11 protein-coding genes are annotated in these 13402 nt (G+C 63.8%); 8 read left to right on the top strand and 3 right to left on the bottom strand.

Going from position 1 to position 13402, the window contains the following annotated elements:
• The first annotated feature begins 9 nt into the window (after positions 1 to 9).
• Entirely contained in the window at positions 10 to 477 is a 468-nt protein-coding gene (locus tag ASG25_RS15995) for an Lrp/AsnC family transcriptional regulator (RefSeq protein WP_062477034.1), read from the top strand.
• The gene (locus ASG25_RS15990; protein WP_062476051.1) at positions 478 to 1404 is read left to right on the top strand and encodes a hypothetical protein; all 927 of its coding nucleotides are present in this window, start codon (positions 478 to 480) and stop codon (positions 1402 to 1404) included.
• Here the strand turns inward: ASG25_RS15990 and ASG25_RS15985 are convergent.
• Together ASG25_RS15985 and greA are read right to left on the bottom strand one after the other, a co-directional pair.
• Entirely contained in the window at positions 1396 to 2469 is a 1074-nt protein-coding gene (locus ASG25_RS15985) for a glycosyltransferase family 4 protein (RefSeq protein ID WP_062476048.1), read from the bottom strand. The genes ASG25_RS15990 and ASG25_RS15985 overlap by 9 nt on opposite strands.
• A 236-nt stretch (positions 2470 to 2705) precedes the next feature.
• Complete coding sequence (gene greA, locus ASG25_RS15980; protein ID WP_062476046.1) at positions 2706 to 3182, bottom strand: transcription elongation factor GreA; 477 nt, start codon at positions 3180 to 3182, stop codon at positions 2706 to 2708.
• Positions 3183 to 3420: 238 nt separating this feature from the next.
• On the opposite strand from greA, the gene ASG25_RS15975 reads away from it, so the two are divergent.
• The 3 genes from ASG25_RS15975 to ASG25_RS15965 all read left to right on the top strand — a co-directional run bounded on the left by ASG25_RS15975 (position 3421) and on the right by ASG25_RS15965 (position 5223).
• Positions 3421 to 3717: a hypothetical protein gene (locus ASG25_RS15975; RefSeq protein ID WP_062476043.1), complete on the top strand. Its 297-nt coding sequence runs from the start codon at positions 3421 to 3423 to the stop codon at positions 3715 to 3717.
• Positions 3718 to 3762: 45 nt separating this feature from the next.
• Complete coding sequence (locus ASG25_RS15970) at positions 3763 to 4107, top strand: hypothetical protein (protein WP_062476040.1); 345 nt, start codon at positions 3763 to 3765, stop codon at positions 4105 to 4107.
• Positions 4108 to 4185: 78 nt separating this feature from the next.
• Positions 4186 to 5223, top strand: coding sequence for an alpha/beta fold hydrolase (locus ASG25_RS15965; RefSeq protein ID WP_062476037.1), 1038 nt, complete (start codon positions 4186 to 4188; stop codon positions 5221 to 5223).
• A gap of 205 nt (positions 5224 to 5428) precedes the next feature.
• On the opposite strand, the gene carB is transcribed toward ASG25_RS15965, so the two are convergent.
• On the bottom strand, positions 5429 to 8914 hold the full coding sequence (gene carB / locus ASG25_RS15960; protein ID WP_062476034.1) for a carbamoyl-phosphate synthase large subunit: 3486 nt from the start codon (positions 8912 to 8914) through the stop codon (positions 5429 to 5431).
• 370 nt (positions 8915 to 9284) lie between these two features.
• Between carB and ASG25_RS15955 the strand changes: the two genes are divergently transcribed.
• The 3 genes from ASG25_RS15955 (at position 9285) to ASG25_RS15945 (ending at position 13319) form a co-directional block, all read left to right on the top strand.
• Positions 9285 to 10196, top strand: a complete 912-nt coding sequence (locus ASG25_RS15955) for a neutral zinc metallopeptidase (protein ID WP_062476031.1) — start codon at positions 9285 to 9287, stop codon at positions 10194 to 10196.
• A gap of 337 nt (positions 10197 to 10533) precedes the next feature.
• The gene (locus ASG25_RS15950) at positions 10534 to 11811 is read left to right on the top strand and encodes a TCR/Tet family MFS transporter (protein ID WP_082480334.1); all 1278 of its coding nucleotides are present in this window, start codon (positions 10534 to 10536) and stop codon (positions 11809 to 11811) included.
• 119 nt (positions 11812 to 11930) lie between these two features.
• A complete protein-coding gene (locus tag ASG25_RS15945) occupies positions 11931 to 13319 on the top strand; it encodes an MATE family efflux transporter (protein ID WP_062476029.1) in 1389 nt (462 codons plus the stop codon).
• The last annotated feature ends 83 nt before the right edge of the window (positions 13320 to 13402 follow it).

Here is a 13402-nt window from a genome sequence, read left to right as displayed (position 1 = left end):
GTGAACCCCGTGCTGCGCGCTGATCTCGATCAGATCGACATTAAGATCCTTCGCGAACTTCAAGCCGACGGGCGGATCACGAATGTGGAGCTTGCGGCCCGGGTCGGCATTTCCGCGCCCCCGTGTCTGCGTCGCGTGCGGCGGCTCGAAGAAACCGGAATCATCGAAGGCTATCGCACGGTGCTGAACGGCCCGATGCTCGGGCTCGATCTCGTCGCGTTCTGCATGGTGGGCCTCAAGCACCAGTCCGACGCCAACCTGAAGGCCTTTTCGGCCGCGACCACGGCCTGGCCGCTTGTCCGGCAGGCCTGGCTCGTCAATGGCGACAGCGATTTCCTTCTCCATTGCGTGGCGGAAAATCTGACCACGTTCCAGGATTTCGTGATCGAGGAACTGACCGCCAACGAGCAGGTGGATACCGTCCGCACCATGCTGACCATCCGGCAGGTCAAAAAGGTCGGGCTGGTGGATATCTGAATGGCATCCGATCGACCGCTGCACCGGCGCCTCTGGAAGCTGGCCGCCACGCTTGCCTACGGTCGACGCCGCGCCCACGCCTATGACTGGGCGCCGTCCCTGCGCATCGAACCTGCACCCTACGGCCCCGAAAAGAACATCCTCTTCAAGGGGCGGCCGGTGGGCACCCTGTTGCCGCCATCTGCGCTATCAGACTTTGCCGGCAGCGATATCACCATCGTCGGCTCCGGGCCGTCGGTCCGCGATGCCGATCTGAAGGCGCTTGCCGACCGGAGCACGCTTCTCCTCAACGGCGCCATAGCCCTCGTGCCGGAGTGCATTGCCCGTCCGCTGGCTTTCGTCGCCGAGGATGAGCGTTTCGTCTATCGTCATTTCCGCGCCTTTCTCGCCGGCCTCGACCGGACCATCCTCTGCCTCCTCTCCGTCGCGGTGCTGCGCGCAGTTCTGGAGCAGGATCCGGACTGGCTGACCGACAGGCCCGTCATCCTGATCGACAACCTGTTGAAGCCGTATGGTGAGAACAGGCGCCATCTTGCCGACGTCGCGCGCATGGCGGCCGTGACGGTGGACGCACCGACCCGTTCCGGCGTGTCGCTCGACCCGGGATTGGGCATCTTCCAGGGCGGCAGCGTCGCGGTGTCGGCGCTCCAGTTTGCGCTTTTCTGTCGCCCGCGCGTGATCGGTTTCATCGGGATCGACATATCCAACGCCGCAGAGCCGCGTTTCTACGAGAAACCCGGTGAACGGGTCTTTTCCGGTGTGTCGGAGGCCGAGGGGCGGATCCTTGCGCATATCCGTCTGGCAAAGAAGGTCGGGGAAGCGAGGGGGTCGCTGTTCGTCAATTACGCGCCAACGTCCGCCCTTCAGAAGATCGGCATTCCCTTGAGCAACCGGTTGCTCCGGGCTGACGCGCGCTTCTCAGGCTGACGGGGCGTTGCGCTCCAGCAGTCGGTCATAGACCGCGGAAAGCGCGCCCGCCTCGCGCTCGATCCCGAACTCCGCGCGGACGTGAGCAAGGCCTGCCTGGCCATGGGCCGTGGCGCGGGCAGGGGCCTGGAGGTACAGCCGAAGCGCGGTGGTCAGGGCATCTCCATCCCCCGCCGGAACGACCGCGCCGGTTTCGCCTGGACGGATCATCTCCGCATAGGCGCCGGCGTCGGACGCGACGACGGCGGCACCGGACGCCATGGCTTCCAGCGGTGTCAGGCCGAATCCCTCGTTGCGGGAAGGGGCGACCAGCAGCGAGACGCGGCGGTACCAGGGCTTGATGTCGTCGACCTCTCCCAGAAACCGGACGCGGTCCGACAAGCCCGCCTCGGCGATCGATGTCTTCAAGCCGGCCGCGAACGCCTCGTGCTCGGCCGTCACGCGTCCGCACACGATCGCTGTCCATTCCGGGTGATGCGGCAGGAGCGCGATCATCGCCTCGACGAAGAGGTCCGTGCCTTTCTGTGGCCTGACGCGCCCGAAGCAGCCGAGAAGCCTGCGGCCGGCGAGATCGTCCGGCGCGGGTTCGCGACCCCCTGCAGCAGGGGGATGAAAGAGCTCGAGGTCGATCCCGTGGCGGATCACCGTGTGCGGGACGTCGAGAAAGCTCCCCGAACGGGCGGAGGTGGCCACGACCGCGTCCATTCGCCGGATCAGTCCCTTGGTCCAGCGCGAATGCTTGCGTTGCGCGGCGGAGGTGAACAGTAGCTTGAGCGGCATGCGCAGCACGTCGCGCAGGAGGATGCCGGGGAGCATTTCGAGATTGCGGCGGGCGTGCCAGATGCGGACGGCTCGGCCCTCGGGCGGGCGGCGGAGACGCAGGAGGTCGCGATAACGGATGGCGGGAAGGTCTTGTGGCAGGCCCGGACCGAGCGTTGCGATCCGCTCGCCCCTGCGTGTCTGCACCGGCACGAGCTGCACGATCGTCGAGGTGACGCCGGAAAGCCGCTTCTTGAAATTCGGAGCGATGATGTCGACGGTGCGGATGTCCAGAAGCCTGCTCATGATGGAACAAGGATAGAGGAATCGCGGCGATCCGTCACCCGCGCCTGTGCGTCATCCACCGCGCAATCGACGCGACACCGCGGCGCACGGCGCAGGTCAGCGCCAGCCTTGCAGGAGAGCGGCGAAGGCAACGCGCCCCAGGCACGGCCCGAGGTGTGGTGCCGAAACCAACACGGCTCCCGATACGGGATCGGGAGCCGCAAACATTCATGGGTGATCGATCCGGCTTCCGGGTATCAACCCCAGTTGATGGCGAGGATCTCGTAGGCCTTCGATCCGCCCGGGGCGACGACTTCGATCGAATCGCCCACTTCCTTGCCGATCAGCGCGCGCGCGATGGGCGAGGAGATCGAGATGCGGCCCTGCTTCACGTCGGCTTCCTGGTCGCCGACGATCTGGTAGGTCTTGTTCTCTTCGGTGTCTTCGTCGATCAGCTTGACGGTCGCGCCGAACTTGATTTTGGAACCGGACATCTTGGAGAGGTCGATCACCTCGGCGCGCGCCGTGAAATCCTCGAGCTCGCCGATGCGGCCCTCATTGTGGCTCTGCGCTTCCTTGGCGGCATGATATTCGGCATTTTCCGAAAGGTCGCCATGGGCGCGCGCTTCGGCAATCGCCTCGATGATCCGCGGCCGCTCTTCCTGCTGGCGCCAGCGCAGCTCTTCCTGCAGCTTGGCAAAACCGCTCTGCGTCATCGGTACTTTTTCGACCATTTCAACGTCCTTCATGGTGCGCGCCGGGCCCGCGCAGGCAGGCCCGAAGCAAAATAAAACGGCATCCGGAGCGTCAACTCCGGAACCGTTCGAAACATCAAGGCATCAACTATAGCAGAAAGGCCCCGTGGGAAGCCAGATAATTTGAAGATTGTGCAAGGTCGGACGGGTGCTTGCGGCGCCCTGAGGAACCAACCGGGGTATGCGACCGTTGGGTCTGGCAACATGGAGCGTGCCGATGAACCCTGCCTTTCCCGAGCAGTCCCCCGAGCAGATCGACGGACGCCTGAACGCCTATCGTCGGCTTCTGATCGGTCTCATGACCTACGTCGCGCGCGATCCCGAAGGGCGCGACATGCTGCAGGCAATGGCGCGTGACACCGAGGTCGTGGCCGACCACGAGGAGGATCCAGGGGTCATGCCGGACGAGGGTTTTGCCGGCCAGAATCATGCCGATGCCGAAATCCGCGTCCTCATCGCCGCCGCACTGACCCGCGCCGAGGCGCTGGTAGCGACCCGAGCGCCCCCACCCTGACACGCGAGCCTTGATTCTGCGCTTCAGACAAACGGAGGAAAACCCATGACATCGAATGACATACAGCAGCTTCGGCTTTATCGCCTCGTGCCTTCGGCGCGACCGGACGATCCAGGCTATGGTAACGCGCCGAGCCAGGGCGAGATCGTCGTTCGCGCCCTGTCACCGGCCGATGCCCGCATCGTCGCTGCGGAGGCTGAACTCGACTTTACCGAGATCGACGCCAAGCCGGCCGAAGGCACGGACACCCGCATGGCCAGCGTCTTTCGGAACGAGAAGCTCTACACGGTGATCGAGGAAGCGATCAGTCCGGCGCTGCGAAACGAAGGCGAGCGGGGCGTCGTCCAGGGCACCGTCTCGGTGGGAACCATCCGCCCGACACAGGTCTGACGGCGGGCGCCGCGATCCCGTATACATTTCATTAGAAATACACGATACTCGCTCTGGTTTCCTGGGGGGAGTATCGCCATGTCCGACACCTATGTCATCAGTGCCCGAAAACGAAACGGAGACGTCTTCACGAGCGAGCCGGGTCCGGTCCGGTTCCTCAAGGTGCCGTCCACGGTCGAGCTTTCCTACGACAGCTCGCATATCGTCGCGAACCCCAAGATCTGGGCAGGCGAGGTCCAGAGCCTTGCCGATGGCGATGAGAATCCGAATTCGATCGCGCCCTTGGGCGACGTTCTCATCTTCATCCATGGCTACAACAACAGCATGCAGGACGTCCTTCGCCGGACACGGCAGCTCAGCGCCGATCTCCACGCGGAGGGCTGGCATGGCCAGGTCGTCGCGTTCGACTGGCCAAGCGCCAATCAGACCCTCAACTATCTCGAGGATCGATGGGACGGATCACAGGTCGCCATGTCCCTGGTCAGCAAGGCGATCCGCCTTCTGAGCGACGGCCAGAAGGCGGGATGCCAAACGAACGTCCACCTGCTTGCTCACTCGACGGGCGCTTATGTCGCCATGGAAGCTTTCCTGCAGGCGGAAAAGGACGGCGCCTTGCGGAACACGCCGTGGCGCATCGGCCAGGTCGCCTTCATTGCGGGAGACGTGTCGCGGGACAGTCTTTCCGGCAGGAGCGACTGGTCACGCCCGATGTTTTCGCGCATCATGCGGCTGACCAACTACTACAATCCGTTCGATGCGGCGCTTGCCGTGTCGACGGCCAAGCGCCTCGGCGTCTCGCCGCGGGCCGGTCGGCGCGGGCTGCCGGACGATGCTCCGGAAAAGGCCGTCGCGGTAAACTGCGGACCGTATTTCGAGAACCTTAAGCCGGACACGGGCCTTGGCCACGTCTCGTGGACCCACTCCTGGTACATTGGTAACCGGGTGTTCGCGCGTGATTTAGCGATGACGCTGGAAGGCGCGATCGACCGGGACTTCATTCCGACGCGCGACAGGATCGGCGGAGAGTTGTGCCTCAGCGATCATCCTCGACCCGTTTTCCAGAACCGATGGGATATCAAGTCGACAGCGCAAATGGACGAGCGCCATATCCGCTAATGCATGTGGCTCGAACGTGTGCAGCGGTTTCAGGAAACGGCATGCATTACAACAAGACCTTAAAGCGCGTTGCATGAATCCATTTCACGCAACGCGCTTTGGTCGAGTGCAATCACGGGGACCGTTGCGCGGCGGAACCGGGAACCGCGAACCAAGGCGGTCGGATCGGCGGCTGCGAAATCTGCGCCGATCCGAAGATGCGTTTCTAGAAGTAGCTCTGCAGCGGGCGGACTTCGAGGTTCCCGGCTTTCAGCGCCTTGATGGCGGCGGCGGCCGCTTCGGCCCCGGACATCGTCGTATAGTAGGGCACCTTCTGCATCAGGGTTGCGCGGCGGAGCGACTTGGAGTCCGAGATCGCCTTGTTGCTGTCGGTCGTGTTGATGACGAGCTGGACCTGCCGGTTGCGGATCGCGTCCTCGATGTGCGGACGTCCTTCCTGGACCTTGTTGATCTTCGTCGTCGCGATGCCGTTGGCTTCGAGGAAGCGGGCCGTGCCGCCGGTTGCCAGAACCTTGAAGCCGATGTCCGTCAGGATCCGGATGGCCGGAAGCACGCCGTCCTTGTCGCCGTCGCGCACGGAAACGAAGACGGTGCCCTCGCGCGGAAGATCGACGCCGGCGCCGAGCTGCGCCTTCGCAAAGGCCAGCGCGAAATCCGTATCAAGGCCAATCACCTCGCCCGTCGAGCGCATTTCCGGGCCGAGCAGGATGTCGACGCCGGGGAAGCGGGCGAAGGGGAACACGGCCTCCTTGACGGCGATATGCTTCAGGGCGCGCGGATCCGGCTTGCCGCCGTAGGCAGCAAAGCACTGCTCGAGCGTTTCGCCGGCCATGACGCGGGCGGCGATCTTCGCAATCGGCGCCCCGATCGTCTTGGCGACGAAGGGCACGGTCCGCGAGGCGCGGGGATTGACCTCGAGCACATAGACGGTTCCGTCCTTGATCGCGAACTGCACGTTCATCAGGCCGCCGACCTTCAGTGCCTTGGCCATGGCTTTCGCCTGGCGCTCCAGCTCGTCGAGCATGTCGCCCGAAAGCGTGCGCGGCGGCAGGGAGCAGGCGCTGTCGCCGGAGTGGATGCCGGCTTCCTCGATATGCTCCATGATGCCTGCGACATAGACGTCCTTGCCGTCGGAAATGCAGTCGACGTCGACCTCAATGGCGTTTGCGAGGTAGCTGTCGAAGAGCAGCGGGTTCTTGCCGAGCAGCGTGTTGATCTGTCCGGTCTTGTCGTTCGGATAGCGCTGCTTGATGTCTTCCGGCACGAGCTCGGGAACCGTATCGAGCAGGTAGGTCTGCAGCATGCTTTCCGAGTGGATGATCTGCATGGCACGGCCACCGAGGACATAGGACGGGCGCACGACCAGCGGGAAACCGATCTCCGAGGCCACGAGACGGGCCTGCTCGACCGAATAGGCAATTCCGTTGTTCGGCTGGTTGAGATCGAGCTTCATCAGGAGCTTCTGGAACCGGTCGCGGTCCTCGGCCAGGTCGATCATATCGGGTGCAGTGCCGAGAATCGGGATGCCGTTCTTTTCCAGCGCTTCCGCAAGCTTCAGGGGCGTCTGGCCGCCGAACTGCACAATCACCCCAACCAGCTCACCCTTTTCCTGCTCCATCTTGAGGATCTCGATGACATCCTCTGCCGTGAGCGGCTCGAAATACAGCCGGTCGGACGTGTCATAGTCCGTGGAGACGGTTTCCGGATTGCAGTTGATCATGATGGCTTCGAAGCCGGCATCCTTCAGCGCGAAGGCGGCATGGCAGCAGCAATAGTCGAATTCGATCCCCTGGCCGATCCGGTTCGGGCCACCCCCGAGAATGACGACCTTCTTGCGATCGGAGATTCCGGCCTCGCTGCGCGTCTGGCCGACAAAGGGCGTCTCGTAGGTCGAATACATATAGGCGGTGGGCGAGGCGAACTCGGCCGCGCAGGTGTCGATGCGCTTGTAGACCGGGCGCACGTCGAGTGCGTTGCGCTTCTCGGCGACCTCCTTCGGGCGTTTGCCCGAGAGTGTGGCGAGACGCGCGTCCGAGAAGCCCATCGCCTTCAGCATGCGCAGGTTTCCGGCGTCGTCCGGCAGGCCGTGCTCGCGGATGCGGGCCTCCATGTCGACGATGGCTTTCAACTGGGCGATGAACCAGGGATCGATCTTGGAGCCGTCATGCACATCGGCTTCCGACATGCCGAGACGCAGCGCCTGGGCAACCATGCGCAGGCGGTCGGGTGTCGGCGTGCCGATGGCGGCGCGGATGGCATTGCGCCCGTCGCTTCCGTCATCAAGGCCGGGGATCTCGATCTCGTCGAGACCGGTCAGGCCGGTTTCCATGCCGCGCAGGGCCTTCTGCAGCGATTCGGCAAAGGTGCGGCCGATGGCCATGACTTCGCCGACCGACTTCATCGCCGTCGTCAGGACGGGGGAGGCGCCGGGAAACTTCTCGAAGGCGAAGCGCGGAATCTTGGTGACGACATAGTCGATCGACGGCTCGAACGAGGCTGGCGTTGCGCCGCCCGTGATGTCGTTTTCGAGTTCGTCCAGGGTGTAGCCGACCGCAAGCTTGGCGGCGATCTTGGCGATCGGGAAGCCGGTGGCCTTGGATGCGAGCGCCGAGGAGCGGGACACGCGCGGGTTCATCTCGATGACGACGAGACGACCATCTTTCGGGTTCACGGCGAACTGCACGTTCGATCCCCCGGTCTCCACGCCGATCTCGCGCAGGACCGCGATCGAGGCGTTGCGCATGATCTGGTATTCCTTGTCGGTCAAGGTCAGCGCCGGGGCGACGGTGATGCTGTCGCCGGTATGGACGCCCATCGGATCGATGTTCTCGATCGAGCAGATGATGATGCAGTTGTCCGCCGTGTCGCGGACGACCTCCATCTCGTATTCCTTCCAGCCGAGCACCGACTCTTCGATCAGCACCTCGGTGGTGGGAGAGGCGTCGAGGCCCGAGGAGACGATTTCGAAGAATTCCGAGCGGTTATAGGCGATGCCGCCGCCGGTGCCGCCGAGCGTGAAGGACGGGCGGATGATGGTGGGCAGGCCGACATGGTCGATCGCCTGGGCGGCAATCGCCATGGCATGGCTCATGTAGCGCTGCTTGCGATCGGTTTCGCCGAGGTTCCACTGGTTCTCGAGCGCGTCGAGCGCGGTGTCGAGGTCGGCGCCCGACAGCGTTTCCCGCAGCTTGTTGCGTTCCGCCTCGTGCGTCTTGCGGTCGGCTTCCTTGATGTCGGTTGCATTCGCCAGCATCGACTTCGGGGTTTCCAGGCCGATGCGGGCCATGGCTTCGCGGAACAGGGCACGATCCTCGGCCATGTCGATGGCCGCAGGCTTTGCGCCGATCATCTCGACATTGTAGCGGTCGAGGACGCCCATCCGCTTCAGGGACAGGGCCGTGTTCAGCGCCGTCTGGCCGCCCATGGTGGGCAGCAAGGCGTCCGGGCGCTCCTTCGCGATGATCTTCGCCACGACTTCCGGGGTGATCGGCTCGACATAGGTCGCATCCGCAAGGCCCGGATCGGTCATGATGGTGGCGGGATTGGAGTTGACCAGGATGACCCGGAACCCTTCTTCCTTGAGTGCCTTGCAGGCCTGCGTCCCGGAATAGTCGAACTCGCATGCCTGGCCGATGACGATCGGTCCAGCGCCGATGATGAGGATGGACTTGATGTCTTGGCGCTTTGGCATGATGTCGGTTCCGCTTTTGCAGGCTGCGCGAAAAGCCGGCTCCGATGGCGGGTGTCCATCGGCCGGTCGTGCAGTCTCACGTCTTTAAGGCTAGAAGGGGCTTATAGGGAAATGGGCGCCCGTGCGAAACCCCGAAATCGCGATCACAACAGGAAAATCGACGGAAAGACGGCGCCTGGAAAGCCGTTGCAAACCTGGACACCAGCCCGGTGCCCGGCTTGCCGGAGTGACCGCGTCCCGACCGGCGGACGGCTGCCGGAGGTTCGATCCGTATCCACACGCGCAATTTGCAGAAAACAGACGTAGGCTTTCGCGGGAAGCGCTCTATATGCCGGTTACCAAAAGCGCATATCCAACGGAGTGAACCGCCATGGAATGGAAGGGCCGTCGCCAATCGAGCAACGTCGAAGATCAGAGCGGCTCCGGCCCGGTGCGGGGCGGTTTCGGCCGCGGCGGACCGATTCGCATCCCCATGGGCGGCGGACGTGGGGGCGGACTGAGCATCGGCACCATCATCTTCCTCGTGGTGATCTACTTCATCTTCAAGGCCATGGGCATCGATCTGCTGCAGGTTCTCGACGGCGGCCAGATGGGCCAGTCCGGCTACGAACAGAGCCAGGGCAGCACCCAGGGCACAGCCGAGCAGGAAGAGACGAAGGCCTTCATCAAGACCGTTCTCGCCGAGACCGAGGACACGTGGAACGGCATCTTCCAGGCGAACGGCCAGTCCTATCGCGAGCCGACGCTGGTCTTCTTCACCGGTGCCGTCCAGTCGGCCTGCGGGCAGGCGTCGTCGGCCTCGGGTCCCTTCTACTGCCCGGGCGATCAGAAGGTCTATCTCGATACGTCCTTCTTCGATGAGCTTTCCCAGCGCTTCCAGGCCTCGGGCGATTTCGCGCAGGCCTATGTGGTGGCGCATGAAGTCGGCCACCATGTGCAGAACCTGCTCGGCACGCTGCCGAAGGTGAACGAACAGCGACAGGGCATGGACGAGGCTTCGTCCAACGAGCTCTCCGTCCGGACCGAACTGCAGGCCGATTGCTATGCCGGCATCTGGGGCAAGTACACGCAGCAGAAGGGCTTGCTGGAACAAGGCGACCTCGAGGAGGCGCTGAACGCTGCAACGCAGATCGGCGACGACACGCTGCAAAAGCGGACGCAGGGCTATGTCGTTCCGGAAAGCTTCAATCACGGCACGTCCAAGCAGCGGGCGACCTGGTTCAAGCGTGGCTTCGACAGCGGACAGCTGCAGGCCTGCGATACCTTCAACAATCCGGTCTGACGAACGCTTCTTTCTGGACGGCCCGCGGCGGATCAGTGCCTCCGCGGGCCGTTCGGCGTTCGGGCGTCAGGAGCGGCCCGAAGGGTGACCGGCTGCGTCACACCCGATGGGCCTGCTCTCCGTCGATCCAGCGCAACGGCCCGTCATTAGGTGTTGCGGGTTGCCGCCGCCGTGGATGTCCGGTTTCTGCGAGATCATTGCCTCCACGCCTTTCTGGTTCTACAGCCGCCATCACAGGGCGCGCAGGTCGGCGGCGGGGGCCGACAGGAATGCGGCGGGCTGCGGGATGGCGTCGTCCGGCGTCCGGCAGGCAGCAGGCAGCAGGGGGGACTTCGCGATGACAGATCCGGCATCGGCGCGACGAGGGCTTTTCCTTGTCTTCATGATCCTCTTTCTCGACATCATCGGCATCGCGATCATCATGCCGGTTCTTCCTGCCTTTCTATCGGAGCTGACGGGCGATACGATCAGCGACGCGGCCATCGACGGCGGGTGGCTTCTGCTTGTCTATTCCGCCATGCAGTTTCTCTTCGCGCCGCTGATCGGCAATCTCTCCGACAGGTTCGGGCGCCGGCCCGTGCTGCTCGCATCGGTGCTGACATTTGCGATCGACAATCTGATCTGCGCGCTGGCGACGAGTTTCGGGATGCTGTTCGTCGGGCGCATTCTTGCCGGCATCTCCGGCGCCAGTCTTTCCACGGCGTCCGCTTTCATCGCCGACGTCTCGGACGACACCAATCGCGCCAAGAATTTCGGCCTGATCGGTATCGCGTTCGGCACGGGGTTCGCGCTTGGCCCGGTCATCGGCGGCGCGCTCGGCGAGTTCGGGCCGCGCGTGCCGTTCTACGGTGCGGCGTTGCTCTCGTTCCTCAACTTCGTCATCGCGTTCTTCCTGTTGCCGGAAACGTTGGAGCGCAAGCATCGTCGGCGCTTCGACTGGCGCCGGGCCAATCCGCTTGGCGCGCTTCGCCAGATGCGGACCTATCCCGGGATCGGCTGGGTGCTGCTGGTGTTCTTCCTCTATTGGCAGGCCCATGCGGTCTATCCCGCAGTCTGGTCCTTCGTGGCGGCCTATCGCTACGGCTGGAGCGAGGGACAGATCGGTCTGTCGCTCGGCGTCTTTGGCATCTGCAGCGCGATCGTCATGGCGTTCGTCCTGCCACGCGTCGTGTCGCTCATCGGCGAGTGGCGTTCCGGGGCTTTGGGGCTCGTCTTCTGCTGCATCGGTCTCATCGGCTACGCATTCGCGTTCCAGGGCTGGATGGTCTATGCGGTGATCGCGGCCACCTGTCTCGAGGCCCTTGCCGATCCGCCGCTTCGCTCGATTGCGGCGGCAAAGGTCCCACCCTCGGCCCAGGGCGAGCTGCAGGGCGCGCTGTCCAGCATCTCCTCCTTCACGACGATTCTCGGGCCGCTGATGTTCGCGCATATCTTCAGCAGCTTCACGACACCCAACGCGCCCATCCGCTTTGCCGGCGCGCCCTATCTCCTTTCCGCGGCTCTCATCGCCGGTGCCGTCCTTCTCTACGTCACGCGGTTGAAACCGGTCGATGTTTCCAGGAAGGTTACTGGTGCCTCCGGTCAGGATTGCCTCAATCCCGATCAATCTTCGTGATGATTTGATGAAATTCTCAGCATAGCCTGGCGATCTCTGGAGGTTTTCTCCTGTTCGCGCTATGAGCGACGCGTCGCGTGTGCCCATTCCGGCCGCGACGGACCAGAGGCTTTTCGATCATGCTGACGTCAACGCACCCCGCTGCGGGCGATATCCGTTGGGACAATTCCTGGGCAGCGCATTTCCGCGGAAGCGTCGTTCTCGGCGTGCCCTTCGTCGCCGCGCAGATCGCTCAGCTTGCCATCAACACCACGGACGTGGTGATGGTCGGCAAGCTTGGTGCGACCGAGCTTGCCTCGATCATCATCGCGACGCAGATGTTCTTCACCGTCTTCGTGTTCGGGTCCGGCTTTTCCAATGCCGTCGTTCCCATGGTGGCTCAGGCCGTCGGGCGCGGCGACGTGGTTTCCACGCGGCGTTCGGTGCGCATGGGCATGTGGGCCGTGCTGATCTACGGGGTGCTGACGGCGCCGTTCCTGTGGCTGGCGGAGCCCATCCTCCTGTTTGCCGGCCAGCAGCCCGAGGTTGCGGCGAAGGCGGCGGGCTATCTGCACGTGGCGCAATGGGCGATCTTTCCGAGCCTCGTCTTCATGGTCCTGCGGGCTTTCCTCAGCGGGCTGGAGCGGGCAGGGATCATTCTCTACATCACCTTGATCACGCTCGTCCTCAATGCCGGCTTCTGCTACCTCCTGATCTACGGTCATTTCGGTTTTCCCGCGCTCGGCATGGTCGGTGCGGCCTGGGCGGCACTCGCGGTCGCGATTCTTGGCCTCGTGCTGGCCATCGTCTACATCCAGCGGCATGAGACGCTGCGCCGCTTCGAGCTGTTCGTGCGGTTCTGGAACCCGGACTGGCATGCGCTGAAGGAAGTGGTGCTGCTCGGACTGCCGATTGCCCTGACGATCCTCGCCGAAGTCAGCTTGTTCACGGTCGCATCGCTGCTGATGGGTACGATCGGGACGGTGGAGCTGGCCGCACACGGCATCGCCCTGCAGTTTGCGTCCATCGCCTTCATGATTCCGCTCGGGCTTGCCCAGGCGGCGACCGTGCGCGTCGGATTGGCCTACGGCCGGGGCGACATGGAGGGCGTGCGACGCGCGGGTATCTCCGCCCTTGCGCTCGGCATGATCTGCGCGGCGCTCGGCTCCACCCTGTTTGCCACCATCCCCTATGTCTTGGCTGCCCTCTATCTCGACACGAACCGGGCGGATGCGGCCATGGTGCTGGCCTATGCCGGACCCCTGATCGTGATTGCCGGTGCCTTCCAGCTCGTCGACGGGCTGCAGGCGATCGCGGCGGGCATGCTGCGCGGATTGAAAGACACGACGGTGCCGATGCTGCTGGCGCTCATCTCCTACTGGCCGATCGGCTTTTTCTCGGCCTGGCTCTTTGCGTTTCCGCTGGGATTTGGCGGGCAGGGCGTCTGGTACGGCTTTTCGCTCGGCCTGCTGGCTGCGGCCTGCCTCCTGAACGCCCGGTTCTTCCGGATCGTGCGAAAGGTCAGCTAATGCATGTCGCCCGAAGGTGTGCAGCGGTTTCGGGAAACGACATGCATCAAAAACAAGACCTGAAAGCGCGTTGCGTGAATCCT

Origin of the sequence: Rhizobium sp. Leaf384, assembly GCF_001424065.1 — a bacterium.
Classification (GTDB): domain Bacteria; phylum Pseudomonadota; class Alphaproteobacteria; order Rhizobiales; family Rhizobiaceae; genus Ferranicluibacter.
Note: the sequence above shows the minus strand (reverse complement) of the source record. Positions and strands in the feature narration are given on the sequence as shown.